32 protein-coding genes are annotated in these 25,389 nt (G+C 40.7%); all 32 read right to left on the minus strand.

The window, feature by feature from the left end:
• Positions 1 to 37: 37 nt before the first annotated feature.
• Complete coding sequence (locus tag OMHG_RS19115) at positions 38 to 202, minus strand: hypothetical protein (RefSeq protein ID WP_187116591.1); 165 nt, start codon at positions 200 to 202, stop codon at positions 38 to 40.
• Positions 199 to 576 (minus strand): hypothetical protein, encoded by a 378-nt coding sequence (locus tag OMHG_RS14345; RefSeq protein WP_010651585.1) that lies wholly within the window; start codon positions 574 to 576, stop codon positions 199 to 201. Before OMHG_RS14345 ends, OMHG_RS19115 begins: the two co-directional genes overlap by 4 nt.
• 15 nt (positions 577 to 591) lie before the next feature.
• Complete coding sequence (locus tag OMHG_RS14350) at positions 592 to 1,182, minus strand: major tail protein (protein WP_010651586.1); 591 nt, start codon at positions 1,180 to 1,182, stop codon at positions 592 to 594.
• A gap of 3 nt (positions 1,183 to 1,185) precedes the next feature.
• On the minus strand, positions 1,186 to 1,503 hold the full coding sequence (locus OMHG_RS14355) for a hypothetical protein (protein ID WP_010651587.1): 318 nt from the start codon (positions 1,501 to 1,503) through the stop codon (positions 1,186 to 1,188).
• Positions 1,500 to 1,838: an HK97 gp10 family phage protein gene (locus tag OMHG_RS14360; RefSeq protein WP_237566203.1), complete on the minus strand. Its 339-nt coding sequence runs from the start codon at positions 1,836 to 1,838 to the stop codon at positions 1,500 to 1,502. The genes OMHG_RS14355 and OMHG_RS14360 overlap by 4 nt, the downstream gene beginning before the upstream one ends.
• 47 nt (positions 1,839 to 1,885) lie before the next feature.
• The gene (locus OMHG_RS14365) at positions 1,886 to 2,218 is read right to left on the minus strand and encodes a phage head closure protein (protein ID WP_010651589.1); all 333 of its coding nucleotides are present in this window, start codon (positions 2,216 to 2,218) and stop codon (positions 1,886 to 1,888) included.
• Between the two features lies 1 nt (position 2,219).
• A complete protein-coding gene (locus OMHG_RS14370; RefSeq protein WP_010651590.1) occupies positions 2,220 to 2,495 on the minus strand; it encodes a head-tail connector protein in 276 nt (91 codons plus the stop codon).
• Between the two features lie 65 nt (positions 2,496 to 2,560).
• Positions 2,561 to 3,757, minus strand: a complete 1,197-nt coding sequence (locus OMHG_RS14375) for a phage major capsid protein (protein WP_010651591.1) — start codon at positions 3,755 to 3,757, stop codon at positions 2,561 to 2,563.
• A gap of 18 nt (positions 3,758 to 3,775) precedes the next feature.
• The gene (locus tag OMHG_RS14380; RefSeq protein ID WP_010651592.1) at positions 3,776 to 4,465 is read right to left on the minus strand and encodes a head maturation protease, ClpP-related; all 690 of its coding nucleotides are present in this window, start codon (positions 4,463 to 4,465) and stop codon (positions 3,776 to 3,778) included.
• Positions 4,462 to 5,772, minus strand: coding sequence for a phage portal protein (locus OMHG_RS14385; RefSeq protein ID WP_010651593.1), 1,311 nt, complete (start codon positions 5,770 to 5,772; stop codon positions 4,462 to 4,464). The genes OMHG_RS14380 and OMHG_RS14385 overlap by 4 nt, the downstream gene beginning before the upstream one ends.
• Before the next feature lie 60 nt (positions 5,773 to 5,832).
• Positions 5,833 to 6,192 (minus strand): hypothetical protein, encoded by a 360-nt coding sequence (locus OMHG_RS14390; RefSeq protein WP_010651594.1) that lies wholly within the window; start codon positions 6,190 to 6,192, stop codon positions 5,833 to 5,835.
• 116 nt (positions 6,193 to 6,308) lie between these two features.
• On the minus strand, positions 6,309 to 7,901 hold the full coding sequence (locus tag OMHG_RS14395) for a terminase large subunit (RefSeq protein WP_010651595.1): 1,593 nt from the start codon (positions 7,899 to 7,901) through the stop codon (positions 6,309 to 6,311).
• Positions 7,901 to 8,374 (minus strand): phage terminase small subunit P27 family, encoded by a 474-nt coding sequence (locus tag OMHG_RS14400; protein WP_010651596.1) that lies wholly within the window; start codon positions 8,372 to 8,374, stop codon positions 7,901 to 7,903. Before OMHG_RS14400 ends, OMHG_RS14395 begins: the two co-directional genes overlap by 1 nt.
• 66 nt (positions 8,375 to 8,440) lie before the next feature.
• Complete coding sequence (locus tag OMHG_RS19120; protein WP_315969524.1) at positions 8,441 to 8,689, minus strand: DUF4314 domain-containing protein; 249 nt, start codon at positions 8,687 to 8,689, stop codon at positions 8,441 to 8,443.
• Positions 8,655 to 9,110, minus strand: coding sequence for a gamma-glutamylcyclotransferase family protein (locus tag OMHG_RS14410; RefSeq protein WP_010651598.1), 456 nt, complete (start codon positions 9,108 to 9,110; stop codon positions 8,655 to 8,657). The genes OMHG_RS19120 and OMHG_RS14410 overlap by 35 nt, the downstream gene beginning before the upstream one ends.
• An 89-nt stretch (positions 9,111 to 9,199) precedes the next feature.
• A complete protein-coding gene (locus OMHG_RS14415) occupies positions 9,200 to 10,093 on the minus strand; it encodes an amidoligase family protein (RefSeq protein ID WP_010651599.1) in 894 nt (297 codons plus the stop codon).
• A gap of 131 nt (positions 10,094 to 10,224) precedes the next feature.
• Entirely contained in the window at positions 10,225 to 10,998 is a 774-nt protein-coding gene (locus OMHG_RS14420; protein WP_010651600.1) for a hypothetical protein, read from the minus strand.
• Positions 10,999 to 11,071: 73 nt separating this feature from the next.
• A complete protein-coding gene (locus OMHG_RS14425; protein WP_010651601.1) occupies positions 11,072 to 12,442 on the minus strand; it encodes a DNA cytosine methyltransferase in 1,371 nt (456 codons plus the stop codon).
• 46 nt (positions 12,443 to 12,488) lie between these two features.
• Positions 12,489 to 13,748, minus strand: a complete 1,260-nt coding sequence (locus OMHG_RS14430) for a site-specific DNA-methyltransferase (protein WP_010651602.1) — start codon at positions 13,746 to 13,748, stop codon at positions 12,489 to 12,491.
• A complete protein-coding gene (locus tag OMHG_RS14435; RefSeq protein WP_010651603.1) occupies positions 13,699 to 14,232 on the minus strand; it encodes a hypothetical protein in 534 nt (177 codons plus the stop codon). The genes OMHG_RS14430 and OMHG_RS14435 overlap by 50 nt, the downstream gene beginning before the upstream one ends.
• Before the next feature lie 277 nt (positions 14,233 to 14,509).
• Positions 14,510 to 14,869: an HNH endonuclease gene (locus tag OMHG_RS14440; protein WP_010651604.1), complete on the minus strand. Its 360-nt coding sequence runs from the start codon at positions 14,867 to 14,869 to the stop codon at positions 14,510 to 14,512.
• A 232-nt stretch (positions 14,870 to 15,101) separates the two neighbouring features.
• Positions 15,102 to 15,467, minus strand: a complete 366-nt coding sequence (locus OMHG_RS14445) for a type II toxin-antitoxin system PemK/MazF family toxin (RefSeq protein WP_044477001.1) — start codon at positions 15,465 to 15,467, stop codon at positions 15,102 to 15,104.
• A gap of 10 nt (positions 15,468 to 15,477) precedes the next feature.
• Entirely contained in the window at positions 15,478 to 15,969 is a 492-nt protein-coding gene (locus tag OMHG_RS14450) for a hypothetical protein (RefSeq protein ID WP_010651606.1), read from the minus strand.
• Positions 15,970 to 15,972: 3 nt separating this feature from the next.
• The gene (locus OMHG_RS14455) at positions 15,973 to 17,313 is read right to left on the minus strand and encodes a DEAD/DEAH box helicase (RefSeq protein ID WP_010651607.1); all 1,341 of its coding nucleotides are present in this window, start codon (positions 17,311 to 17,313) and stop codon (positions 15,973 to 15,975) included.
• Positions 17,294 to 17,575, minus strand: a complete 282-nt coding sequence (locus OMHG_RS14460) for a VRR-NUC domain-containing protein (RefSeq protein ID WP_010651608.1) — start codon at positions 17,573 to 17,575, stop codon at positions 17,294 to 17,296. Before OMHG_RS14460 ends, OMHG_RS14455 begins: the two co-directional genes overlap by 20 nt.
• Positions 17,576 to 17,841: 266 nt before the next feature.
• On the minus strand, positions 17,842 to 20,208 hold the full coding sequence (locus tag OMHG_RS14465; RefSeq protein ID WP_010651609.1) for a virulence-associated E family protein: 2,367 nt from the start codon (positions 20,206 to 20,208) through the stop codon (positions 17,842 to 17,844).
• Positions 20,205 to 20,615: a hypothetical protein gene (locus tag OMHG_RS14470; RefSeq protein ID WP_010651610.1), complete on the minus strand. Its 411-nt coding sequence runs from the start codon at positions 20,613 to 20,615 to the stop codon at positions 20,205 to 20,207. Before OMHG_RS14470 ends, OMHG_RS14465 begins: the two co-directional genes overlap by 4 nt.
• Positions 20,616 to 20,629: 14 nt before the next feature.
• Positions 20,630 to 21,412 carry a phage antirepressor gene (locus OMHG_RS14475; protein ID WP_010651611.1) on the minus strand — a complete coding sequence of 261 codons (783 nt, stop codon included), beginning with the start codon at positions 21,410 to 21,412 and terminating at the stop codon, positions 20,630 to 20,632.
• Positions 21,413 to 21,424: 12 nt separating this feature from the next.
• Positions 21,425 to 23,362, minus strand: a complete 1,938-nt coding sequence (locus OMHG_RS14480) for a DNA polymerase (protein ID WP_044477002.1) — start codon at positions 23,360 to 23,362, stop codon at positions 21,425 to 21,427.
• Between the two features lie 54 nt (positions 23,363 to 23,416).
• On the minus strand, positions 23,417 to 23,959 hold the full coding sequence (locus OMHG_RS14485) for a DUF2815 family protein (RefSeq protein ID WP_010651613.1): 543 nt from the start codon (positions 23,957 to 23,959) through the stop codon (positions 23,417 to 23,419).
• Positions 23,956 to 25,089, minus strand: a complete 1,134-nt coding sequence (locus OMHG_RS14490; RefSeq protein WP_010651614.1) for a DUF2800 domain-containing protein — start codon at positions 25,087 to 25,089, stop codon at positions 23,956 to 23,958. The genes OMHG_RS14485 and OMHG_RS14490 overlap by 4 nt, the downstream gene beginning before the upstream one ends.
• Complete coding sequence (locus tag OMHG_RS14495; protein ID WP_010651615.1) at positions 25,089 to 25,385, minus strand: hypothetical protein; 297 nt, start codon at positions 25,383 to 25,385, stop codon at positions 25,089 to 25,091. The genes OMHG_RS14490 and OMHG_RS14495 overlap by 1 nt, the downstream gene beginning before the upstream one ends.
• Positions 25,386 to 25,389: the final 4 nt, after the last annotated feature.

The following is a 25,389-nucleotide window of genomic DNA, read 5'->3' on the forward strand; positions in this document are numbered from 1 at the left end:
AAAAAAACACCCTGCTTCAAACAGCAGAGTGCTAATATTAGAATTTATCCATATCTTCTTGGGTAGCTATTGTTGCATATTTAAAATCATCATTGCTGCTTTCCACATACATATCATTGATTAGACCGATGGAAAGCAACTCCAAATCTCGCATGGAGAGGCCAAGTTGTATACATCTTAGTAAAAACAATGGAGTGGTCATTTCACGATCTGTTGGGCGAACTTTTTTTTAGCTTCAACATCAGTCTGTACGTTAAGTCCCCAAAGTTCTATGAGTTGAGGTAGCACCTGGTAAATAGAAAAAGTGTTAAACCTGTCAAGCCATTCCTCAGGTGTATCGGGGATGGACGAGTCTGCATGTTTCGCCATGATGTAGGCAATATTCTCAAACATCTCTAGGCTAAACATATCCAATCCAGACTCTTCTTCATTATTGTCTTTTACATTATTTTCCAATGAACGTAAATCTTTATAGATATCACGTTGAAACTTTAGACGATAAATACGTGGGATAGCTGCCGAAGCCTTGAAAGCAACTTCCTTCTCGTCAATATTAATATGACGAATTATACTCATATCCTTTCATCCTCCTTATGCTCCGCCTTGATCCGGCACCGTTTCCTCTGTTATTGACGGCATATACACAGACTTGTACCAATCCGAATAGACCGTTTCAGTTGTGCTATCTCCTGTTTTGGCTTTTACATATCCGCTCGAAAGTGGTCTCGCTTTGACGGTAAGTGTTTCTGTTTGAACTTCACGGGATTCTTCATTAGTTTTTGACTCAATCTTTGGTCTGCTAGCCGAACAGTTGTAAAGTACATGACGGATTTTCTTAACATCACCGTCAAACTCAAAGAGCAATGCAAAACTTCCTGTTTCTACATTGGCATTTTCCACAAGAACTTTATTGTCATCCGCTTCTTCTTTAAGGATGTCTGTACGGAAATTTTCAGGAATCATCGCTAGTTCCAAATCACCGTCATAGCCCATGTTGTTGGAAATAATATAATACTCAACCCCGTCCGCATAAAACGATTCTGGTTCACCATTTGGATCTAATGAGAGAGAAACTGCTCCAGGCATTACTACTGGTGTTGAAAATGTCAACTCACCATTTGTGCCGATGGTTATGGGAGCATAGTGAACATTGCAGATATTGAATTTTACTTTGTTGCCCATAATTTAAACCTCCATTTCATATAGCACTTCATACAGATTTTCGGATTCAATCCATACTTCGCTTTTGGCATAAAAAATACTGTGCCTTTCTAGCACAGATTCAATGTTTATCTCAAGTTCTGGACTTTTAATATCGGAATAGAATTCAATATTTAATCGATTAATTTTGTGATACGCTGTTCCATCCGCAGCAAAATTGGCGGAACGCGGATAGAGAAATACCAAAAACGGAGGATTAGGTGATTCCCCTTCAGCAAAATGATCATATGCAAAAGGCAGACCCATTTCTTCTATTAAAGTCCTTACTTCATCATGGGTCATTCCCTAAGTCTCCTTTCAATATTTTGAACAAGTTCCCTTTCACCTAACTCCTCAGCAGGAGCGATATGGACTTTTCCTGCAACCCTTCCTCCACCACGTTTTGCATGACCGTGTTCCAAAAGGTGTGCAAGCTGATACCGAGTTTTGGAATGAACCACAAGTTCTAATGAAGATGAACTTTCCTTCTGTTTGGTTACAGTCCAACTATCTCGATATTTTCCTGTGTCAACTGGTGCATTTTTTTTAATTTCCTTTCTTACTGTTGTTCCAGCTGCTCTTACACACTTTTTCATTTCATCGGATGCAAGGTTAGCATATTCTAAAAGACCATCCATGATTTCTTGTGCCATTTCATCAATGGTTACTCGCTCAGCCATATACATCACCTCTTTATTAGAACAGCCTTAAACTTCAAGCTATTTTTTTTAAAACCCATTGGGTCAACATATTCAATGTCATAAATTTTGTTATTGAAAAGGATACGATAACGAGTTGATCCAACCTCAGCCAGTTCACTACACCAACGGACAGTAAAGTGGAGCGTTTCTGTTTCATTGATAGTTCCCGCGTTTTCTTTTTCGCCACCTGTACCATTACTTACCGTAGCATAACAGGAAAAATAATCCTCCCAATCCAATGTATGATTGCCTATACTATCAGTCTTGGGTGTATTCTTCTGTAGAGTAATTCTGACATTAAGAGCTGCAATATCCATTTCAAAATACCTCCTGCCTTACACCAAAAAGCAAGACACGGAGCATAGTCAATAGTTCTTTATAGTCCGCTTCCTCTCTGTGTTCATATAGAAATGCCATCGCATATAAAACTGCGATACGGGTAGTAGCGGCTTCTTCCACTAAAACCTCACTGTTTACCCTTGCAACATCCATACATAATTTCTCAGAGGTTTCAATTAAACTGTTAATCAATTCATCTTCATCGGAAGAATCGACACGCAAATATAATTTGGCTTCTTCAAGTGTGATTAACACACGAATCACCTCCTAGAGAAATAAGCGGACTGTCACGAACAATCAGACAGACCGCCTTTTCACTATTAAACTTTTAATGTTAGGGTCTTCACTGCTTCTGGTAAAATCAACTTTCCATCCACTCTTTGACTGGCTAGAAAACCTACTTGTCCAGTTGCAGCATACAATTCATTCAATCGTTTGAAAGAACGACCTTGTCGATCAGCAATCCAGTAGTAGCTAAAATCACCAAAAGCCATCACTTTGTTTCCAGCAGTAAGGTCTGGAATATAACTAGATGTGTGGTAAGGGCGATTTAAAATCATATCTGGAACCCCAACTTGAACAGAAGGCTGCCAAATATAATTACCGTTCCCATCCTTCAGCTTTCTTAGAGCTTTAACAGTAGAATCGTTCAAAACCCATACCGCTTTCTTTCGATAAGGAGATTTTAATGAATAAAATAGGTCCATTACATCGTCAAAGGCAATATTGGCTCCTGCTGAAGTTACACCTTCTTCGGCACCTCCAGTAACCGCAAAAATACCTGTAGGTTTTCCAATTCCGTCACCAATGAAAAAGGCTTCCTCTTCCTTCGCACCGATTCTGCGGCCAAACTCTCCAGCAATATATGCCTGAAGGTCAAACACACTATCGTTTAGAAGTTCATCGGAAACCTTAATCATCGTCCCTAATTTGTATGCTGCAATAGAAGTCTGACCGAATGCATCATCACTTTCTAAAAATGCACCTTCCTCATCCATCCAGGATGCAGTACCTTTGGAGGTAACAATAGGAATCTTTCGATCACCATTGGATGTTCTAATAACAGTAGCTAACTTACGGAAGATGTTCTCATCCTCAAGTTCTTGAACCAAGGTTCTTTCATATTCATCTGGCACAAGATATCCACCTTCAGAATCTGTACCAATCTGAAGGGCATTCTTTACATCATAGAAGTTTCTTTGTCTGATGTTATCCCAGAATACTTGGTTATACACATCAGAGGCCCTACCTGTCTTTGACTCACTTCCTGGTTTTTCGCCAGGCTGATTTGTAATAGGAGAAGCTGTTGGGCGAGAAAGTTCTGCATCAATAGCTGTTTGTCGTTCTAAACGGTCAATTTCTTTCCCCAAATTTACTACATCCGCTTCCATCTTGTCATAAGTGGCGGTATCTTCAGCAGATAAAAGACCATCCGAACCTCGTTTACTGTCTAAGAATGCCTTTGCCGCTTCCCAAGATTTTGCACGTTTTTCTCTCAGTTCAAGAATTGTATTCATATTGTTTTCCTCCTTTAGTTAGTGAGCCAACAGACTCAATCGTTTTTCTAACTGCTCAATTGGTGTTTTGTTCTCTGGTTTTGATGGGATAAGTTTGGAAAGTAGTGAATTTGTTACCGCTGTTCTTGAGAACATGACAGCCTCCAATTCCTCCTCTTCTTTTTCATCCGCTTCAAAGAGAATTCTATCGGCAAATCCAAGTTCTACAGCTTTTTTTGCATTAAACCATGACTCTGCATCCATGAGATGTGAGATTTTTGACCTTGCAAGTCCGGTTTTGATTTCATAAGCATTGATAATACTTTCCTTGACTTCTGAAAGCATCTCACTTGCCTTTTGCATTTCTTTAGAATCACCAATGGCAACTGTCATAGGATTGTGAATCATCATCATGGCAACAGGGGACATTAGAACCTCTGTACCAGCCATTGCAATAACGGAAGCAGCGGAAGCCGCAAGACCATCAATCTTGACCTTTACATTTCCTTGGTAATCCATCAGCATATTGTAGATTTGTGCCGCAGCGAATACATCACCACCAGGAGAGTTAATCCAAATCGTAATATCTCCCTGAATTGATTCCAATTCTGACTTAAAAAGTTTAGGAGTTACTTCATCCCCGTACCAAGTTTCATCTGAAATTTCTCCATTTAAAAAGAGGGTTCTTTCACCCTCATTTTTCACCCAGTTCCAAAACTTTCGTTTCATCCCTGATTCCTCCTATTTTCTTTTTGTGTGTTCTTTTCATTGTTATCACTGTTGTCTTCCTTACTTGGCTCAGTTGCAGCAAAGATTCCTGCATCTTTCAACTTTGTCATGTTGCCATTTATCAAATACAGATTGCCACCTTCCTCTTCTGGTATAAGATTCATATCTTCTAGTTCACGAATATCATTTGCAGAAAGCCATCCATTTTGTCTGCCCACCGAGTACCCATTCATACGACTTTGGTAGTCCCCACGGAGCAGACCATCCACATTTAATTTAATGAAATACTCTTTCTTTTCATTTGGAAGAAGTAAAGATCGTTGCATAGCTTGCTCCCATCGAATAACCCAAGGATCGAGTGTGTATTTCACAAATTCAAGGGACTGTTGCTCGATATTAGAAAAGCTAGATTTCTCGAGATCCCCTACCATATGCGGAGGAACACGATATAATCTAGCTATCTCATTAATTTGAAATTTTCGTGTTTCAAGAAATTGTGCCTCCTCTGGTGGTATTCCAATCTGTTGATACTTCATTCCTTCTTCCAAAACAGCAACTTTATGGGCATTCGCTGTGCCACGATACACATCATTCCATGAATCACGTACTTTCTTTGGATCCTTTAACACACCAGGATGCTCTAGTACCCCACCTGGATTCGCACCATTCGCAAAGAAACTTGCACCATATTCTTCAGTTGCAATTGTCATACCCACTGCATTTTTTGTCATCGCAATCGGTGAATATCCCATTAAACCATCAAAGCCTAAGCCGGGTATATGAAGGACATCTTGCCTTCGAAGAATCACCGTTCCATGATCCTTAAAGTTTGGATTCTCATCAGTAAATCGCGTATAAATATAATACAGTTCTCCGTTTTTATCTCTTTCTACCGCCATTTTATTTGGCAATAAAGGATACAGCGCCACTACACGACCTGCCCCATCACGGATAACTTGGGCATAAGCATTTCCCCAAAGTAGTAAATGACTCATCAAAGTTTCACGAAAGACAAAGGATGTCATTTCGGTGTTCGGTTCATCGTGAAGCAAATGATATAAAGGATGTTTATAAACCTTTTCCTTTCCATTACCTTTATAGCGGTAAACATGAAGTGGAAGAGAAGCGACTGCCTCTGATAAAATCCTCACACAAGCGTACACAGCTGTCGTTTGCATAGCAGTAAATTCATTGACATGTTTACCACTTGTAGTTGGCCCAAATAAAAACGAGTAGTCAGACCCTTTGTAGTAGTTTGTTGGTTTATCTCTTGCTTTCATAAATCTCGAGAAAAAAGGGATATTCATGAGCATTCCTCCTTTAAAAAGGCATGAAAAAAACACCTACCAAAGTAGATGTTCTAAAAATTAAATTTGATATTTTATTTTTTCTAAAACCCATTGTAGAAAAGGTGTTCTGTTGTCAGGCATGGATTTATTCGGTCCGTACCAATGATTCGACACCACAAAAGCTCGTCCGTCAGCAAATATTTTATCTTTATAAAATCTTTGTCTACCGAGTTCATCATAACAATCGGCATCTACTAGTCCACTATCAAGTGGGACTTCTGATAATATCGGATATTTACTACAGTTAAATAGCCTTTTACATGTATCTTCACTCGTTAAAATGCGAATTTCAGCTTCATTCAAACAACTTTTTTCTCTGAGAAGAGCGAGACAACTGTATGCGAATTTCTTATTATTAAAACTTTCAAAATCTATCATACTTGCACCTCCAAATGCTATATACCAAAAGCATAGCATAAATAAATGCAGTCGGGACTTGATTTTCAAGGGCTAAACACAGTGAACAACCCACTTCAGTCAATCGATGTTGCAATCTAAAAACTTAATATTCCACGTTCATCATACACGCTGTGATCATCGCCTTTATTTCTAATGCAACGATCTAGGGCCATGATGGTAGCAACTATTCCATCAATTTTCTCCACTGATTTCTCTTTGTCTGGTTTGATGTTTCCAGCTGGGTCTTGCCGCATCACAACATTTTGTGCCATCCACTTCAGAACTGGTTGACCACCATGATTAATCTTTCCTTCCATTAGTAGCTTGTACAATTCCTTGGAAGGTGGAGACATATCCTTGTAGCCTTGTCCAAATGGAACTACCTTGAATCCCATATCCTCAAGATTCTGAACCATTTGTGTCGCATTCCAACGGTCAAATGCAATTTCTTTGATGTGGTATTTTTCACCGAGTTCTTCAATAAATTTCTCAATAAATCCATAATGAATGACATTACCTTCTGTTGTTTGGATATATCCTTGAAGTTCCCAAACATCATAGAGTACATGATCTCTTCGACATCTTAAATCAAGCGTATCCTTTGGCAACCAAAAGAATGGGAGTACGATGTATTTTTCATCTTCAGTTCTTGGGGGAAACACCAAAACCAAAGCAGTAATATCAGATGTACTTGAAAGGTCTAGACCCCCATAGCATTCCCTACCATTCAGCGATTCCAAATCAATCGAAAGGCTCCCTCTATCATAAATATGATCAGGTATCCAACACACAGTTGCTGACGTCCACATATTCAGTCGTAGCTGTTTAAACACATTCTCTTCCGCAGGATTCTCCAATGCATTCTTATATGCTTCACGAACTCGATCAATCGAAATCGTTTGTCCGAGAGATGGATTTGCTTTGTACCAGTTCGCCTCATCATTCCAATCATCTTGTTCAGTGAGTCCATAAACGACTGGATAGAAGGAGACATCCTTTTTTCGACCAGCTTGAATATCCAAGGCTTTTGTATGCAGTTCATAACAGATACTATTTTTATCATTTCCAGCTGTAGTAATAATGAAAAATAGTGGCTGCTCCCTTGCATCACCAGATCCTTTTGTTAGCACATCATACAATTTTCGATTTGGTTGTGCGTGAATTTCATCGAATACCAACCCTGAAACGTTCAATCCGTGTTTCGTTCCTGTTTCAGCTGAAAGAACCTGATAAAAACCTGCATTTGAATAATTGACTATCCGCTTCGAAGCCGCTGTTATTTTTGATCGTTTCATTAATGCTGGTGACATCTGAACCATTTGTTTCGCGACATCATACACAATAGAGGCTTGCGATCTGTCACAGGCAGCCCCGTAGACCTCAGCACTTGGCTCGTTATCGGCATATAGCAAGTAAAGTGCAATAGCTGCTGCAAGTTCTGACTTTCCTTGTTTTTTAGGAATCTCCACATAAGCGGTCAGAAACTGTCGCTTCCCATCCTCTTTAACAACCCCAAAAAGGTCTCTTACGATTTGCTCCTGCCAGGGAAGAAGTAGAAATTTCTTTCCCGCCCATTTCCCCTTTGTGTGACAGAGGTTCTGAATGAATGCCACTGCTCGGTCTGCTTTCGACTTATCGTAATGGGATGTATCAAGCATAAACGGAGTAGGTGTGTATTTGTATGTCATCACGCGCCACCTCCAAGTAATTGTTCCATTTCATCTGCTTGGTCAACAGGTCCTTCCCCCGCAACAATGCGGCTTCTTGCTGATGGTGTTAAACCGAACTGTTCACAAAACTTCAACATAATTTTCAGATTGGTTTGGGCAATGGATACTTGTGGCACCTGTTGTAAATAGCCATTCGGTGTTCGAATGATAGTGCCATGCTGTGTAATAAATTCCTCCGCTTCTTTCCAACGTGCGTACGCTTGACAATATCCTGCAAAAGCAGCCATATCCATTTCAGTGAGCAGTCCCATTTGCTCTAATACTTTGCCCATACGCTTCCACTCTTTTTTCGCTTCATCCTCAAGCCACGAAGGACAACGAGGAGCTTTCTTTGTCGGTCGTGGTTCTTTTTGATTAAGTGGTCTACCACCTGGATTACCTTCCAATTCTTTTAAAGAAGTTGGTTTTGGCTTTCTTCCTCGCTGTGCCATAAGTTCCACCTCCTCTCACCGATTTATGGCATGAAAAAAAGACCTCCGAAGAAGTCCTTTTCATAATCAATCAATTTTCCGACATTCATCTTCACCGAAAACTACACTAAGGCTTCCACCATTGTCCCATTGAACGAGGATGCTCCCTATGTCGTCCACACCGCGCACAGTTCCCCTAGTTCCAATCGGTGGGGCCTGTTGGTCATCCATTTTGACTAATGCCACCCTCGAGCCAACAGGGAACTCTAACCGCAATTTTTCTAAGGTTGCCATATCAATCCTAATCATTGGTTTTTCCCCTTTCAATGCTGACATCCAGTGCTGTTTCAAGAAATGTAAGGTCAAATCCGAACTTTTGATAAGCTTCCTCTATAACTTTGTAATATCGATATGTTGGTCGACCGAAAGTTCGCTTTTCATCCATAATGTAAACCATCGCTACGTTTGTTTCACCTTCAATTGAAACGGAGATATCTTCCTTGTAATAAAAAGTTGGGAACCCTTCATAACGATCCAAACTTTTTTCATCACGCTCCGTAATCTCCCAAACCACAACAGGAACCTTTCCATCTTCTTTCGTTTCAATGGTTGCATAGGAACCTGTCTTTGAACCTTTGAATAACAATTCATAACCGTTTATTTCTGAAATCCCAATGAATCTTGCAGAAGGACATCGTAAAGCCATTTGTTCTATGTCCATATTACTGCCATAGGCGATGTACAACTTCCTTTTCATCTCTCTCTACTTCCTTTCAACTTATAGTGAGGGTTGCCTCCTACCACCTAAAGGGCGGCTGAACCGCCCGTGGTGTATTTCTTCTCTTTTTAAACAACCTGTCTCCATGCTGAGTTTCCTTCCAAGTGTTTGAGAAAGTGATGTCTGCAGGTCTTAAACTCGTCACCTATAAGTCCTAATCGAAGCATCCAACATCTGAAGGCATATTTTTCATTGTTGGTCACCGTTTTTCTCGCTGAAGCCTTTTTCTGGTTCAAGGCTTGGTGGCAAACCGCAAGGCAAAATTGTATGTAGGATTTTATTTCACCAGCGTGTGTTGTCGAGTTGAAAAGCCTAAACTCTACAGTGCCTTTTGTAAAGGTTGCGTGGAGGTTCAAACCGTGATAGCGTGTGCTATTGTAATGGTGCCCTCTGCTATTCGGATCTTCTACGTACCATAAGTCGGCTAGTTCCGACATGGTCTTTGGCTTATTTCGGTTAATGGTTTCTAGCAGCTTCTCGTTTGTCTTTTTACAATAACGTAGTCTTTTTTGGTCAATTCGAAGTGCTTTGTAAAGGATGTCCTCCTTGCTTGCGATGATGTTCACAATGTTGCGAAGTGTCTGTGGTGCAAAGCGTTCCGCTCCGACATGAATGTGAATCCCGCAGGAGGAGTTTGTAAAGGCTCCGCTGTGTCTAAGCTGTCTGACAAGTTCTTGTAAATCCTTCATATCATCGTAGGTAAGAATGGGGCTGACCACTTCCGTCTTGTATTCTTTTCCCGCTGAAGTTCTTGTGCGATTTTCCTTTTTCTCTGCCAAAATGCTGGAGTCGTACATAACCTTCCACGTTCTTCCTTTGGCATCCTTTGCTTCGAAAAGGCTGTAGGAGCCGCCAATGTATTTAGGTTGCCCTGTTCCAAAGTAATCTGCAATCACCTTGGCCGCTGTGTCCCTCTTAATGCCAGTTAGTTCGATTTCGATACCGAATGTTTGTGTTTTCATTTTGTTTTCATCCTCTCAAAATAGTGTGTTCTTTCCTTTTGCTAGTACCATATATCACTCTAAAAGCACATATTATCCAGCACTTTTTTTAGGAAAAACCACTATTTCGAGGAAGATTACTAATTCAAATTTTATTCTTCAGATGAATGTTGAGAATCCTTTTTTGCTTTCAGTCGTGCCTTGTGCTTCTCTTCGTCAGCTGGCGTTCTGAAAGCCGTGTGCCCCTTTAATCCGGCAAGAAGGGACTTCCTTGAAACCTTTCCCCCTTCTCCACCAAGACCCAACCGTACAAGCCACGTGCGAAGGTAATACTTCTCATTTTCTGGTGTTTGTTCTGTCGGACTAATTCTTTTTGCAACTTTAGCTTGTTTTACCATCAAGGCGGCAACTTCAGCGTATGCTTTGTTCTTGTCACTATTTTCCGAAAGAGAGAAGGTGAATGTCACCTTTTCATCGTCAACCGTCAGTCCTTCAATACCACCTTCCGCTTCGCAAATGCTCAACAAATCCTCTTTTGTTTCGGTTGGATTCGTTTCCAAGGACTCGATTAGGCTTTCGCTGACAGTGAAATTTGTTGCTCCGACAACTCGATTCAAAAGATACTGTTTGCTATGCAGCATAAACACCAAGTTTCGCAGGGATGATCCATCCATTCCTTCTATTGGGATACTAATTTCTAATCTATTAATCTCTGGTTCTACATATCCTAATCCTATTAAATGTTCTTTCAATTGTTGCCCTTCTTTTTCTGTTTCGCAAATGATGTTGCTATCACGGTCGATGGTGAAATCTCCAACCCTGTATGCGAAAGTCGGTGGACCTAAATACTTTTGCTCCACTCCTGTAAATTCGCAAATTGCCTTAACTAATAATTTTCGATTGTCTGCATTTGTCTTAATAATCATGTGATGTGCCTCCTTTATTTTTGGTACTACATACATCACTCTGAAAGGCACATAAGTCAAGATTATCTATCGATTATGAATCTAGATTTGCAACTATTTTTCTACCAATCGCATATACGACATTTACGGTCACACCGTTTCCTGCCTGTTTATAAAGTTGGGTATCAGAATTCACCTCAGCAGCTTTATCAAACAAATCATCTGGAAATCCTTGAAGTCTGAAGCATTCTCTTGGTGTAAGTCTTCTTATCCGTACTAACTTGTTGTTCCAAACAACTACTCCAACAGCACCCGAACATGAAAGTGCATGGGCAAAGCCTTGTCCAACTCTTGCTCTTCTAGTAGTTGAAGCTGGATATGCAAGATCCACCGAATCACCAGGATAGGCAATTTGATAGCCTAGCTTTGTTCCATTTCGCAACTTTATTCCGGTGGAAGTGACTATTTCATCAGTATCTTGGTCAGAATTCATTCGCTCTTCTTCCCCGAATTCAATCATGACACCGTGTCTATCCTGACTTGTGAGAGTAAACATTGGCTCTTCAGAATTCTTAATTCTTCGTCCATTCTGTCGCTTTTCCAAACGTTCGGGTGTCAACACAGGATATACCTTGTTGACTTGTGCATTGCATTCCTCAGCGATTTCCAAAACAGCACTATTCATAGCGGTCCGCTTTGTTGCTCCTGCAGTATATCTTGCCGTAATACATCTTGCTTCCTCTGTAATCTTTGGAGCAGATGTTGATTGGTCAATCAGATATAAACCTGTTTTTGCACCTAGTCCTCCCGATCCACTCGTCAATGAAACGGAAACCCCTGTTGGATCATAGACTCGATTTCCTTGCGAACCTGCTATAACTTGCTTAAGATTTCCGTGGCTTTCTGAGCCGATAGGTAGTATTTCTCGTCCACCTCGGCTTCTAAGATGCCCGATAGTATACACTCGTTCTCGATTTTGCGGGACTCCATAATCTTTGGAATTGAAAATCTGCCATTCCACATCGTACCCTGCTTTGGCCAGCTGATTAATATATTCAAGGAAGTCCCATCCACCATTGCTTGATAAAAGACCTTTAACATTTTCAAGGATAACCCATTCGGGTTTATCCTCTTCTTTTTTGCCTTTGAGGAGGTCAACGAAGTCAAAAAAGAGTCCGCTTCTGTCACCGTGAAGTCCGCTTCTTCTCCCTGCAATAGAGAGGTTTTGACAAGGACTTCCCGCAGTCCATATATCTGCTCGAGGAATTTCATTTGTTCGAAGCTTTGTGATGTCTTCTCCATACCATTCACCTTCCGTATCGTACATAGCACGGTAAGACCGCACTGCAAATTTATCCTTTTCACAAAATCCGATACACTTCATACCTGCCATTTCTAATCCGAGGCGGAAACCACCAATGCCTGAAAAGAAATCAATGAAAGTATATTGTTTTATATCTGACATCAGTTCCGCTCCCTTCAAAAATAAAAGACATGGATTTCTCCATGCTTCAAATAACTTGTTGTTCAGATTTATTGGTAACTTCTTTTTTCACATCATCATATGGAACACGTACTCCATCTCGAAGTAAAAACACATTCGAGGAAGTGCCAGTTGATTCTACAAAACGGTTCACAATTACATCTACAAATTTCTCGTCCAACTCAATGCCATAGCAAATTCGTCCAGTCTGCTCACAAGCCAATAGCGTGGAACCACTACCAAGAAACGGATCAAGTACAATGCAATTGCTCATACATGAATTTTGGATTGGGTAGGCCATTAATGCAACAGGCTTCATTGTCGGATGTTCCTTTGAAGATTTCGGTCGATCATATTCCCAAATGGTTGTCTGTTTTCGGTCCGAGTACCATTGATGCTTACCACTTTTCTTCCAACCAAACAAACAAGGTTCATGCTGCCACTGATAGGGTGAGCGGCCAAGAACTAATGAATTTTTCTTCCAAATACAGCACCCTGAAAGATAGAACCCTGCATCAGTGAATGCCTTACGGAAGTTAAACCCTTGTGTATCTGCATGAAACACATAAATGGAAGCATCACTCTCCATGTTCTGCTCCATATTTACGAATGCCGCAAACAAAAATTTATAAAAATCAGCATCAGGCATATTGTCGTTCTTAATCTTGCCAGCTGTTTCCTCCACATCCACGTTATATGGTGGATCAGTCACCACTAGATTCGCTTTTCTGCCATCCATCAAAGCCGTATAAGTTTCTGGAAGAGTCGAATCCCCACAAATAAGTCTGTGTTTACCAAGCAACCAAATGTCTCCTTGTTTTGACATGGTTGGTTTTTTCAAGGCTTCCTCCACATCAAAATCGTCTTCATCGATGTCTTTGTTATGAACTTTGGAAAACAGCTGTTCAATTTCTGGAGCTTCAAAACCTGTAAAATCAGTATTAAAATTGGCCGTCTGCAAATCTACTAAAAGGTCGGCAAGTAACTGTTCGTTCCATGCACCAGTTATTTTATTTAGCGCGATGTTCAGTGCTTTAACCTTGTTTTCATCTTTGATTTCAACTACGACACAATGTACTTCTGTATAGCCGAGATCCTTTAAAACCGTTAATCGTTGGTGACCGCCAATAACTGTCATATCGTAATTCACAATGATAGGTTCTACATAGCCGAACTCTAAAATTGAGTTTTTAATTTTTTCATATTCTTTGTCACCCACTTTCAATTTCTTACGGGGGTTATAAGCTGCTGGCTTTAGAACATCTACAGATAGAGACTGCCATTTCATCTCGCTCATCATCTTCCTCCTCACTATTGGCAGGACTTACATAAGGTTCTCTGCCCTCTTCTTCCCGCCAAAATCTGTCGTGAACATAACATTCATGCGAACAATATTTTCGATTCTTATTTCCATAGACCGTGAACGGTTTATTGCAGTAGATACAAGTCTTTTTATAAAAAGCTGTTTCCTTTTTATTTGTGACCTCTGGGTGTTCTGACCACCATCCACGTCTACATTTATCTGAGCAAAACTTCCGTTTTCTTCCTGTTTTCGGTTGCTTGATTTCTTTACCACAACACAGACAAACCTTGCCTTGTTGCATTTGTTCTCTCATGTTTACAGACAAAGCACTGGCATATCCATCTAGACCGTGACTTTTACAGTAATTACGAACAATATCTCGTGAAAGACCTACAACGGAAGCTATCGCACGGTAACCAACACCGCGCATTCGCAATTCTCGTATTTGTTTCGCTTGTGAATCTTTCATTGCTTCACATCCTTTCGCCAAAATGGAAAAGAAAAAAGACTGCAAACCCCTGCATTTGAGCGAGAGTTTTACAATCTTTTCTGCAATTATTCGGCAAAAGTACCGTTAGAAGTGAAAGGTAAACTTCCCATTCAAACAGCACTTTCTTTACTTTTTCATTCTAATTTTGAGTTTTTTGGGTATCCCCCCTTATTAATTCTGCGGTTTTTCGCACGAAAGGGGGCGCCGGTCTTTAGGATTTTGGTCTGTAGAGATACAGACCGCCCCTACTCAGCCGTCAGTATTTGAACTCTTGGTATCTGTCCACGGTCATTGTCTTTCTATCATGGCACGGCTTGCACAATGGCTGCCAATTGGTTTCATTCCAAAATAATTCTTGGTCACCTCGATGTGGAATGATATGGTCAACAACTTTTGCCTTCTCAAGCTTTCCCTTGTCAAAGCACTTCTCACATAGAGGGTGTGATTTCAAGAACCTTTTACGTGCTTTTCTCCATCGGCTGTCGTATCCTTTTTCCTTTGTACTTTTCACATCGTGAATGTGTAGTGGTGCGTGTTCTTCACAGTACGATGCGCCATAAGGAACAAGCTTTGCACATCTTGGATGCTTGCATGGAGTATCTGGTCTTTTAGGCACAATACTCTCTCCTTTCTATGTACGGATGCGTGAAAGGATGAAAGCCGCATCCGACCAAAGAAAAAAAAGCCTGAGGGGAAACTCAGACTCTATATACTATCTTGGCAATTTTAAGTATAGGCTTGTGAAAATGAAAAAGCAGTACACCTTTAGTACACCTTTGGTAAACCATTTGTCGAAATATTCCATGAAAAGGAAAAGAACAGCCGACCAATTTAGCCGACTGTTCTTCTCAATTAAATTCTTCATAAACACCAATCTGTATTTGTAAAGCCATGGTGATTTTGGCCATGATAACTTTGCTTGTTACCCTTCCTTTCTTTTTTATTAGTCGTTCCTTATCAATCGCTTCCACTTGTTCTGCAAGAGCAATACTTCTACTATTTAGACCGCTTCCTTTTGAAACGGGAATATATACATGAGTTGGTAAGTACCGTTTCTTATTTATTTTTGTCGTTAGCGGAACCACCGTTATGACGGATGAGTGGGAATTCGCTTTATTGTTGCTGACCACAATAACTGGGCGGATTCCATTTTGTTTGCAAGTATCTATGTTCTGACCGAAATCCACAAGATAAATATCTCCTCTTCTACACATCGACTTCACCTCAATTCAAAATGTATTCTTCCATTTCTTTGTCGTGAATGGTGTATAAGATTTCCAATTCACGTATCGCTTTTTTTCTGTACTTCGCAACCATTGTTCGACTGACATGATACTTAGCTGCTAGTTCATCCCAAGTCAGTCCTTCTATCACCATGTCCGAAATAAATTCCGGTAATATACCACTTAACGAAAGAATAGCAGACTCTAAAAATATCAATTCATCTGCTAGAATGGCATGTTTCTTTACCAAATGATCCTGCCACTCGTTGTTAATCCGTTTCATTCTGTCTTTATAGCCAAGAGCAATTCGACCGGTCTTGTCCGAAACACCACTTGTTTGCACACGTTCATTATCCGATTGCGCAAAATACATCGACTCAATCACTTCCGTTTCCGAAATTCCTTGAAAGTGTATGATTTGATTCTCAAGGCAGTTACGTTCCATGACCATCTGTGAGTAATTCTGCATTATTTTTTCAATCCTTTCGCTCATGCTTTACAACTCCAATCTGGCTTTCACTGCGTCTATCAAGGCTGATTGTCGATAATCTTTAGTTTCTAAGGCTTTCATTACATCTTCATCGTGTGTTCCTTTGGTAATGATATGCTGAATTACGACCGTATTCTTTTGTCCTTGGCGCCAAAGTCTTGCATTCAATTGCAGATACAATTCTAAAGACCAAGTCAATCCAAACCATACTATGGTGGAACCGCCTGCCTGCAAATTTAAGCCGTGTCCCGCTGAAGCTGGATGGATTAAGGCAACTGGGATTTTTCCAGCATTCCAATCATCGATGTCTTTTGCCGTATCAATCGTTCTGATATCAAAACGTTCACGAATACGGGCAAGATCATGTTTATACCAATAGGCTACTAGAAGGGGTTTGCCATTAGCCGCTTCAATTAAATCCTCTAGTGCATCCAACTTTCTATCATGGATAGGAAGTGCTTTTTTCTCTTCTCCATACACAGCTCCGTTTGCCATTTGCAAAAGTTTATTGGAAAGGCCAGCTGCATTGATGGCATCTAGTTCTTCGTCTCCGAGTTTTAAACACATATCTCTTTGAAAACTTTCATAAAGCTTTCTTTCCTTCTGATCCATGGATACCTCGATACGATTGTTTATTTTCTCTGGCATCTTGAGAAAATCCGCGGCTTTCATAGAAATACAAATGTCTGAAATTAATTCATAGATTTTCTCTTCCGCTCCATCACGAGGTTTATAGGAATAGATAATTTCTCGATTACGTTTATCTGGCTTGAAAAATCGGTCACGGTAACCGCCAATAAATCGACCGAGCCTCTCCCCCACATCCAACAGATACATTTGCGGCCATAAATCTAGCAGAGAATTCGGTGTCGGAGTTCCAGTAAGTCCTATGACTCTCTGAATTTTAGGTCGCACTTTCTTTAAAGCCTTAAACCGCTGTGCCTTATTGGACTTAAAGCTGGATAGTTCATCAATCACAACCGTATCAAAATCCCAAGAGTGGTTCTCAACTAACCATGCTACATTTTCTCTATTAATGATGTAGATAAAGGCTTTTTTAATGAGCGCATCCTCTCGCTGTTTCTGATTACCTAGAACCAATGAATAGGAAAGTCCTGTAAGATGCTCCCACTTGGATAATTCTTTTGGCCAAGTATCTTCGGCTACTCGTTTTGGTGCAATCACAAGGACTTTTCCAATATCAAAGTAGTCCAGTGCCAACAACCATAATGCCGTTAAGGTAATGATCGTTTTGCCAAGTCCCATATCTAGCATCAGGCAACAGACAGGATGTGCTAGTATGAAATCTTTCGCATATTCTTGATAATTATGTGGATTGTATTTCATCAAGCACACCTCCAATCATTTCTTTGTTATCAATGCAGTAAACACGAAAGCCTAATGCGGTAAGTTGATTGGCTCTTCTTAACTGTAAAGGTCGCATGGTTTTGCCGGGAGCCTTTAGTTCCACAAAAGCTAGTCTTCCACCTTGAAAAAGTACTAGGCGGTCCGGCACCCCATCAAGACCGGGGGACACGAATTTAACAGCCATCCCTCCACGCTTTTTTACCTCGGTTACAAATTTTCTTTCTATTAAATTTTCTCGCAAAAGACCAGCCCCTTTTTCTAACTGTGCCTTGTGTCGTGCCTATGGGTAAAAATCCTATACGCGCGTACACATACATACTTGTGCCTATTTCTACTATTATCTATCTATTTCATCTATCATTATGGTTTTTATAGGCACAGTAGGCACACAAGTTGCAAACCTCCTTATTTCACTACCGTTAACGGCTGTGCCTTCATCTGTGCCTTTGCTTTTATAGGAAACTTAGGCACGGATATTTTTCTGTGCCTATCTTTTATCACTGTGCCTTACTCATCACGAATGAATGTTTTCTGTGGACCATAAAGGGGGTATCGGGCCTTCCCTGTCTTGTTCGTGGACAATTTCTTCCACCCTCCAATTTTGCTTAAAATCCCCTCAATTTCATAAGAGTCGGTACGTTTCAGATTTTGGCGCTCCTTGCCGAAACATTCACACCAAATTTCCATCACACACACCTTTTCCTTAAGAACCGTACCTGTTTGAATCCCACCATCAAACTCGCTACCGCCAAGGAAACTTCTTCTTTGATACAAATCCATCTCATCCCAATTTGTCGGTAAAAGACGTTCAAGATAATCAATAATAATTCCTTCACGATCATCGGATTCCATCGCTTGTTGCTGCTGAACATAAGCTTGAGCCGCCACTTCGCCTTTAAGAAATAGATCTTCTCCATCACGGAATTTAACAATTGCTTCTGCCCACACTTGGTCTACATCCTTTAGATTCCAAGCATGATACTTCCCATTTCCTGTTACACGAACTGGCCAAAAGCGGCGATTTCCTGTAATGTCACGCAGAAAGCCATTTTCTGAGTTGGTTGAACCCACAATGATATTCGTTCTTGGATGGCTCTCGACATTTACTCCATAGGATTGTCTGAACTTATCATCTGTGCGACTAATAAAAGATTTGACCGTTTCCACATCTACCTTTTTCATACCTGCCAGCTCGCCTAGTTCCAATATCCAGTAACCTTGCAATTTCTCTGCTGCGGTTTTATCCTTCATATCTGATATTGATAGACTATCTGAATACCACTCTTGTCCAAGCAGGGCAAAAAAAGTAGACTTACCAACACCTTGTGGACCATTCAAAACCAATATTGAGTCAAACTTAATGCCAGGTTCATAGACACGAGCAACCGCAGCACATAAGGTTTTCCGAGTGACAGCCCTGACAAAATCGGTATCATCAGCACCAAGATAATCAATAATCAGTGAGTCAATTCTCTCTGTGCCATCCCAGTTCAAGGTATCGAAATACTCTTTAATCGGATGGTATGTTCGTTCCGCAGAAACGACAGCCAGTAATGCATCCTTGAATTTCGTTGGGGACCAGATGCCATACACTCTTTCAAAGTACACTTTTGCACAGGCTAGGTCTGCATCTCCCCATCCTGCACGCACTTGTTTCCACGGCAATGGGCCAATCACATCCAACGTACTCTTAAATTCGTTGTAAACGATTGGCTTAAGATTTGGGTCGAAGCGGATGATGTTTGCGATGTTTGTCAGTGTATCTTTTACCTTTCCTTGTTTATCTAGTTCTAAAATAGTCTGCCAGTTCTTATCATCAACGCCATCAAATTCCTCCAAAGCGTGGCTTTCACGATCTTTGGCAAGACGGATTTTGACCTGTTCATCAGAAATTGCAAACTCCTGCATCGCCTTGAAAGATGGTAATTTAGTAGAATCCGTATCTTCCTTTGCCTTATCGTCAAGTGAACCAAATTTATGGATTCGAACGATATCAAATGCGTTCATTAGCTTTCCACAAGCGGGGTCTGTGGCATGATGGCTGTATGAGAATGTATCCTCATAAATAACAACACCCGCCTGAGAATCAGCAGGAATATAATCATAGCGACCTTGCATTGCACTTTTGCGGTACACATCGTTTAGAAATGCATCAATAGCATCCGTCACGGAATAAGTACGGCAAAAGGCTCCCACTGTTCCTGGCTTTGTGAGTGGGTCTGCTTGTTTCTTCACAACCCGTTGCACAATGGTTTGCTTTCTTTTGGAAACAGGCCATTCAGCTGTATTACGCCAGTCCTTATATTTAGCAAGTACTGCATCTGGGTCAAGTAGGTCTCCTTCAATTTCTCTAAAAAGGAATTCTCCATCTGATGAAGTGGATGGCCAATACATTAACCTACTAGGTTCATAAGTTGTATCATCAAAAAGTTCGATCCCAATTTCTTCCGCTATCTTTCTTGCGACAGCGGAATATTCATCTGATGACACTTCACGGGTGAGTGGGATAATCAGTCGAAGACGAGGTTTTTCTGCTGTGTGCTTATGAGTAGAGTAAAAATAACACTTATAGGAATAGAACATTTCAATCTGATCAATGGTGTCGGGAAAGGCATAGTCCATATCCAAGGAAAGAGCTGAACGAGAAAGCACACAATCCTTTTTCCTTCTGCCATCTTTTAAAGTTCCTAAGACGAATCCACCAACATCCTTGATTTCATCCTGTTTTGCTTTAGACATTTTTCTATACTGTTCCACGGTTTCAGAGGTTCTGTGTGTTACGGCAATACGATCTCTAAACTCGTCCAGTTCCAATTCCTGTAGATTCCATCGCTTATCCATACGTGAGTTGCCGGTAGATATCTTTATCTTCATTTGTTTACCCTCCCTGCATTGAAGAGTTCAATATTTCTTGCAGTTCTTTGACGAAGTCGCCTTACTTCTTTAAACCTTGAATTGGACTTTCGATATTCAGCGGATTTCTCAGGATAAGAGATTGCTTTTGCAGCAGCTTCCATCATTTCTATCGCATATTCATTTTCTAATGCTTGAAGGAAATGAATGAGTCTTCGCTTATCTTCTTTCGATGAATATTTGTGTATTAGTGAGAATATCTTTCTCGCTTTATCTAAGGTGCAAGGGAAAAAATTTGTGAGATTCAATTCCATATACCCTGTTGGATATAAAATCTTAAATTTTCTTGCATCAGCATCTGCCTTTCGAATCCCTTCATATGCGGTAGGGTCATAATAACCCTCCGCATTGTATTTACTGATCTCCAACGAAAAGCACCTCCTTATGCACTTTGTTTTCGTTCAATAACAGGAAGAAGATTCTTTTCGTTTTTGAGTAAGTCATAGAGGAACAATCGGCCTTTTTGAGTCCAGTAAGTATGCATGGCACTTCTATCTGCATCAATAGCATACGTTTTTGATTGGGTATAACCCTGATTTGCATACTGCTGATATAAAAGCCATGTATTTCCTTGTTTGAATTGGATTCCTAATTCATGAAGCATCTTATTTAAAGCCTTGCCGGACATACCATAATCTTTTGCGATTTTGGAAATTGGCAATAGACTCTTATTTTGAAGAATTAAATCATAGTAGCTCGCTTTTGGTTGCAACTCGCTGATGATTTGTTTTTTCTGTGCATTCTCCAATTCTAGTAACTTGGTTCTTTCTTTTTCGGCTTTTAATTCCTGCAATGCTGAAATGAACAAGTCTGGATTATTTAGGAGTTCTTCTTTTGCATACAGTCCATGTTTTCTTATGGAAGGAAGGACTTCATCAAAAACCCACTGTTCAAATTTTTCTGCAGAAGGCAATTTACTGTTCACGATTAATCGATACAGATCCCCTTCAGGAATAAATAGCATTTCAATCGTTTTTGATTGTGACTGTGGATGAGGTATACCTTGTTTTAGGGCATACCTACAATGTGCAACAATCGCATTTTGTGGCTTTGCATAACCGAGCGCTTTTGCCACATCACTTCCACAAAAGAATGGTTTATCATTTATTTCAAGCGTTCGGATTTCTCCAAATTCGATATTATTGAAAATAGTAAGATTGCTCATCATCAAATCCTCCTAATCTTTTTTATAGTAATTACATTCATAGCCATCTGCACGAAGGGGAAGACTGTCTGCCCATTCCGGTGCAATCGCCATGATCTCACAAATTTCTTCAACGGACGATTGATCGTTTGGAACTTCTAGCACCACTTCGTCATGTACATGCATCACAATGTCAAAACCATTGTTGCGAAGTCTTAGCATAGCTAGTGCCAAAAGGTCCCGGCTCGTTGCTTGGACAATGTTTTCTACCAATTTTGGACCGTATGTTTCTATACGCATCCATTTCTTGCTGTCACCGACTCCTTCAAAAGTCAGCCCCTCTCTCCCAAACTTGTTCATTTCTAACCTTGGTTTGATATACGAAAGCTTTCTACCAGATGGAAGGGTCGCAAAGAGAATTCCAGATTTATAGGAAAAGCGCACTCTCCCCACTACCATCTCTCGTTTCTCACGTACAGCAGTGATAGCCGCTGCATCTATATCCCACCAAAATTTTGTGATATGAGGATTAGCATTTCTCCACTGGCTGACTAATGGTTGAAGTTCTTCTTCCGTAAGTCCCATATCTAGAGCACCCATTGAAGCTAATGCACCGACAGAACCGCCATAACCAAGAGCAAGTTCTGCAATTTTCCCTTTCTGCCTAAGAGGACTTCCTTTATCTATTTCTTCAATTGGTACTCCAAACATCGCAGAAGCGGATGCCTCGTAAATCTTGCCGTGGCTTGCAAAAACATCAAGCCTCCATTTTTCATCCGATAACCACGCAAGTACCCTCGCCTCAATAGCAGAGAAATCCGCTACGATAAAACGTGTTTCCGTTTTTGGTACAAAAGCTGTACGAATCAGTTCTGATAAGACACCAGGAGTTGAGTCAAAAAGAAGATCCACATCTTCAAATCGCCCTTGTTTGACAAGTTCACGGGCCAAAGTCAAATCCGGCAAATGGTTCTGGGGGAGGTTCTGCACTTGAACGAGCCTACCCGCCCAGCGACCGGTTCGATTAGCACCGTAAAATTGAAGAAGTCCATGAACCCTGCCATTAGAACAGACAGAACGTTCAATTGCTTCATATTTTTTTACAGAGGTTTTTGCCATTAGAAGCCTAAGTTTTAGTACTTCTAAAACTTCACCATCCGTTTCTTCTAGTAGCCCTTTTACTATCTTTTTATCAAGGCTGTCCACTTCCACTCCACGTTCAGAAAGCCACCCTTTGACTTGTGCAACAGAATTGGGATTGATAAGGCCCGTTAATTCATAGGCTCTAGTCGTTGCTTTGTCTTTGTATATGAGGTCGCATTCCACCGCGCGGGATACGAGTTCTCGGTCAACTAAAATACCGCAATCATTAATTTCTTGATCTAATTGATAAAGCACCATTTCATTTTCTGGAATTGGGAACTTTCTCAGTTTCCATCTAATTTCCCGTTCTGCATCCACGTCTCGTATGCAATAAGTTTTAAACTGCTCCCACTTCTCCGGTGCGTGTTCTGGAAGATTTTTTGTTCTGCCACCGTTCGTTTTCGTAGGCTTACAAGGGAGCGAAAAATATCGAACTAGGTCCGTACCTTCTTTTAATTTCTTACGCTGTATATTTAAAACTTCACCTACACCATCAAGAGACAAAGGTAAGGCAAGCATTGCTGATTGCACTGCTGTACATTGCCATGATATTGGTGGAAGGTAGACCCCAAGATACTTTGAAAGACAGGTTCTTTCAAATGCCGCATTAAATGCTGCCTTTATTATATTTTCATCCGTAAGAGCATGAATGACTTCTTGTGGTAAGCTTTCACCACAGGCCAAGTCCACGATTTTCGTTTCTTCATCATCAAAGGCATAGGCGAATAGTAAAATTTCAAAGTTTGGACTATCTGTATAGGCATAGACTCCAGATTTTGTTAAATCAACATCGGAATAAGTTTCAATATCGATTGATAAATACATCATATCTGCTCCTTATATATACCAGGGCGGCAGCTACCCACCGCCCTAGTCCTATCATTAAGCTAGAAAGTCATCATCTTCCACCGTTTCAAAATCATCAGATGCTTTAGAACGACCACCCAACGGTTCTCCATCCTTTAATTTTTGGATGTTGCCAAGTCCTGCTGCAATTCCACGATTACCGTTGCTGTTGTAACCATAGAAGGTAACACTAATGCGCCCGTAGCAACCGGAGTACACTTCATTTTGGTCAAGAATAGGTTGTACTTTTCCGTCCACAACTTGTGGGGCTTGACGACTGTTTGCATTAAAGAAGTAGCTATTTTTGTAAGCTTCATCTTCTGGTCGCTCGATATCACCATCACGAAGCGGAGTTTTTAAATTTGCAGGAATCTTCCCACCCCATTTGGAAATGGACTCCTTCTTCGCTCCTTCAACTGCTGCTTTGATTGCTTCCACTGTTTTGGTATCGCTTTTTGGAATAATAGCGGAAACACTATATTTTGGGTCACCACCGTTAATGGAGTTAGGCTCCCAGCAATGTAGATAAGACAAACGGCATGGTACGATAACTTTTGTTTCAACTGTATTTTTACTCATAATGAATCCTCCTGAAATTCCGCCTCCGCGGTAGTTTTAGTAATGGCTTCTCTCTTATCGTTATTTGGTACTAAGGTGATTTTGCCTTGTGGCTTGTACACTAGATGTCCAAGTACTTTAGCAAATTCCTTTTTGCCCATAAGTCGTTCCAACTCTGTTATGGTGACAAGAGAGCGTTTATAAATGTCAGTAAATCCTGCTGCAATGGCTGCTTGTGCCAATTCTTTTTCACTGGTGTACTTACGATTACTACGCCCTTCCACCAGTTTGAATCCATTCCACTGTTTTCCGTGAACAATGGCTTGATCCTGCGCAAAGGTATAAACATCGGATGACCATTTTGCCAGTTCATCTGAAACCTTTAAAACTTCAGCAATTTCTTCATCTGAAAGTAAAGCAGGTTCACGAAATTCCATTTTAGCTAGCTGTAAAAATTCATCAGATCGAGCGCGACATTTATTTCGTGCTTTACAAAATCTGCACCAACTACCAGCCTTGAAATCCCCATTTCCAGCTAGAGCCTTTTCCCCTGCTTGTTTTAGTACGGTTTCGCCCCACACCTTTAACTCTTCAATTGAAATGTCCCATGTGTTTAAACTATTTAACCGTGGTTGAACAATGGTTAGACGAACTGTTTCAATGTCATAGAGCAGTTCAGCTATACTCAAAATTCCGAGTCCATAAATCATCAATTGCGGATTTTTCTCTACAGACACTGGTACACCTTTACCAAGTTTGAGGTCAATGATGTGTGCGACTTTTTCGGTGATAATAACCATATCTGCCGTACCGAAGCATTCATCTACATATTCGGATGCATCGACTCGCTGTTCCACGAAAAATATGGGATTGTTGCAGATTCTTTTGGCCTCTTCAATCTCTCCTATCACATAGGACACGTACTCATCAACGGCTTCAAGTAGTTCGTCCGAGTAATAATTAGAAACAGGTCTTCTACTTCTTTGTTTTAGGTGCTTTTTGATGAGGTGCTCTGCCAACGCATGGCCAGCAGAACCCTCTGCCGCATAATGGGACTCTTCATCTTCAAACTGCTCTTCAAGCACCAAAGAAGGTGGACAGTTTAAGCGTCGATGTGCCGATGATGGAGAGAACCTTGCATGCCCACTCATTAAAGCACCTCAGCTTCCTTAAGAAGGGAAGCATAATCTTCTGGTTTTATACTTGAAAGCTTTCCTGCATCGTATTTCATAAGTAGTGCCTTGACCTCACGGGTTTTCCCTTCTTGGCTTTTCGCTGCAAGAACTGCTCGAACTTCTTCAATCGTAATTTGTGGTTCTTGTTTTTCTTCGGTTGCAACCTTCAGTTCTGGGACTTGTCCAACACTAGCAGATTCTGTTGCCAATGCTCTGTAGCCAGCTGCGAGTTTTTCAAACCCATCCGCAAGAGTTAAATAGATGTCACTCATACCA

The sequence above is a fragment of the Oceanobacillus massiliensis str. N'diop genome, from assembly GCF_000285495.1.
Lineage (GTDB): Bacteria > Bacillota > Bacilli > Bacillales > Amphibacillaceae > Oceanobacillus > Oceanobacillus massiliensis.

Coding starts and splice junctions, on each gene's coding strand:
- OMHG_RS14425 (WP_010651601.1), bottom strand. CDS start 12,442: ATGTCAGATATAAAACAATATACTTTCATTGATTTCTTTTCAGGCATT.
- OMHG_RS14375 (WP_010651591.1), bottom strand. CDS start 3,757: ATGAATACAATTCTTGAACTGAGAGAAAAACGTGCAAAATCTTGGGAA.
- OMHG_RS14445 (WP_044477001.1), bottom strand. CDS start 15,467: ATGTGTAGAAGAGGAGATATTTATCTTGTGGATTTCGGTCAGAACATA.
- OMHG_RS14380 (WP_010651592.1), bottom strand. CDS start 4,465: ATGAAACGAAAGTTTTGGAACTGGGTGAAAAATGAGGGTGAAAGAACC.
- OMHG_RS14485 (WP_010651613.1), bottom strand. CDS start 23,959: ATGAGTAAAAATACAGTTGAAACAAAAGTTATCGTACCATGCCGTTTG.
- OMHG_RS14385 (WP_010651593.1), bottom strand. CDS start 5,772: ATGAATATCCCTTTTTTCTCGAGATTTATGAAAGCAAGAGATAAACCA.
- OMHG_RS14390 (WP_010651594.1), bottom strand. CDS start 6,192: ATGATAGATTTTGAAAGTTTTAATAATAAGAAATTCGCATACAGTTGT.
- OMHG_RS14430 (WP_010651602.1), bottom strand. CDS start 13,748: ATGAAATGGCAGTCTCTATCTGTAGATGTTCTAAAGCCAGCAGCTTAT.
- OMHG_RS14475 (WP_010651611.1), bottom strand. CDS start 21,412: ATGAGCAATCTTACTATTTTCAATAATATCGAATTTGGAGAAATCCGA.
- OMHG_RS14410 (WP_010651598.1), bottom strand. CDS start 9,110: ATGAAAAGGAAGTTGTACATCGCCTATGGCAGTAATATGGACATAGAA.
- OMHG_RS14450 (WP_010651606.1), bottom strand. CDS start 15,969: ATGAGCGAAAGGATTGAAAAAATAATGCAGAATTACTCACAGATGGTC.
- OMHG_RS14465 (WP_010651609.1), bottom strand. CDS start 20,208: ATGAAGATAAAGATATCTACCGGCAACTCACGTATGGATAAGCGATGG.
- OMHG_RS14455 (WP_010651607.1), bottom strand. CDS start 17,313: ATGAAATACAATCCACATAATTATCAAGAATATGCGAAAGATTTCATA.
- OMHG_RS19120 (WP_315969524.1), bottom strand. CDS start 8,689: ATGTCAGCATTGAAAGGGGAAAAACCAATGATTAGGATTGATATGGCA.
- OMHG_RS14350 (WP_010651586.1), bottom strand. CDS start 1,182: ATGGGCAACAAAGTAAAATTCAATATCTGCAATGTTCACTATGCTCCC.
- OMHG_RS19115 (WP_187116591.1), bottom strand. CDS start 202: ATGACCACTCCATTGTTTTTACTAAGATGTATACAACTTGGCCTCTCC.
- OMHG_RS14360 (WP_237566203.1), bottom strand. CDS start 1,838: ATGGATGGTCTTTTAGAATATGCTAACCTTGCATCCGATGAAATGAAA.
- OMHG_RS14400 (WP_010651596.1), bottom strand. CDS start 8,374: ATGGCACAGCGAGGAAGAAAGCCAAAACCAACTTCTTTAAAAGAATTG.
- OMHG_RS14355 (WP_010651587.1), bottom strand. CDS start 1,503: ATGACCCATGATGAAGTAAGGACTTTAATAGAAGAAATGGGTCTGCCT.
- OMHG_RS14495 (WP_010651615.1), bottom strand. CDS start 25,385: ATGAGTGACATCTATTTAACTCTTGCGGATGGGTTTGAAAAACTCGCA.
- OMHG_RS14490 (WP_010651614.1), bottom strand. CDS start 25,089: ATGAGTGGGCATGCAAGGTTCTCTCCATCATCGGCACATCGACGCTTA.
- OMHG_RS14365 (WP_010651589.1), bottom strand. CDS start 2,218: ATGGATATTGCAGCTCTTAATGTCAGAATTACTCTACAGAAGAATACA.
- OMHG_RS14420 (WP_010651600.1), bottom strand. CDS start 10,998: ATGATTATTAAGACAAATGCAGACAATCGAAAATTATTAGTTAAGGCA.
- OMHG_RS14345 (WP_010651585.1), bottom strand. CDS start 576: ATGAGTATAATTCGTCATATTAATATTGACGAGAAGGAAGTTGCTTTC.
- OMHG_RS14435 (WP_010651603.1), bottom strand. CDS start 14,232: ATGAAAGATTCACAAGCGAAACAAATACGAGAATTGCGAATGCGCGGT.
- OMHG_RS14395 (WP_010651595.1), bottom strand. CDS start 7,901: ATGACATACAAATACACACCTACTCCGTTTATGCTTGATACATCCCAT.
- OMHG_RS14415 (WP_010651599.1), bottom strand. CDS start 10,093: ATGAAAACACAAACATTCGGTATCGAAATCGAACTAACTGGCATTAAG.
- OMHG_RS14480 (WP_044477002.1), bottom strand. CDS start 23,362: ATGATGTATTTATCAATCGATATTGAAACTTATTCCGATGTTGATTTA.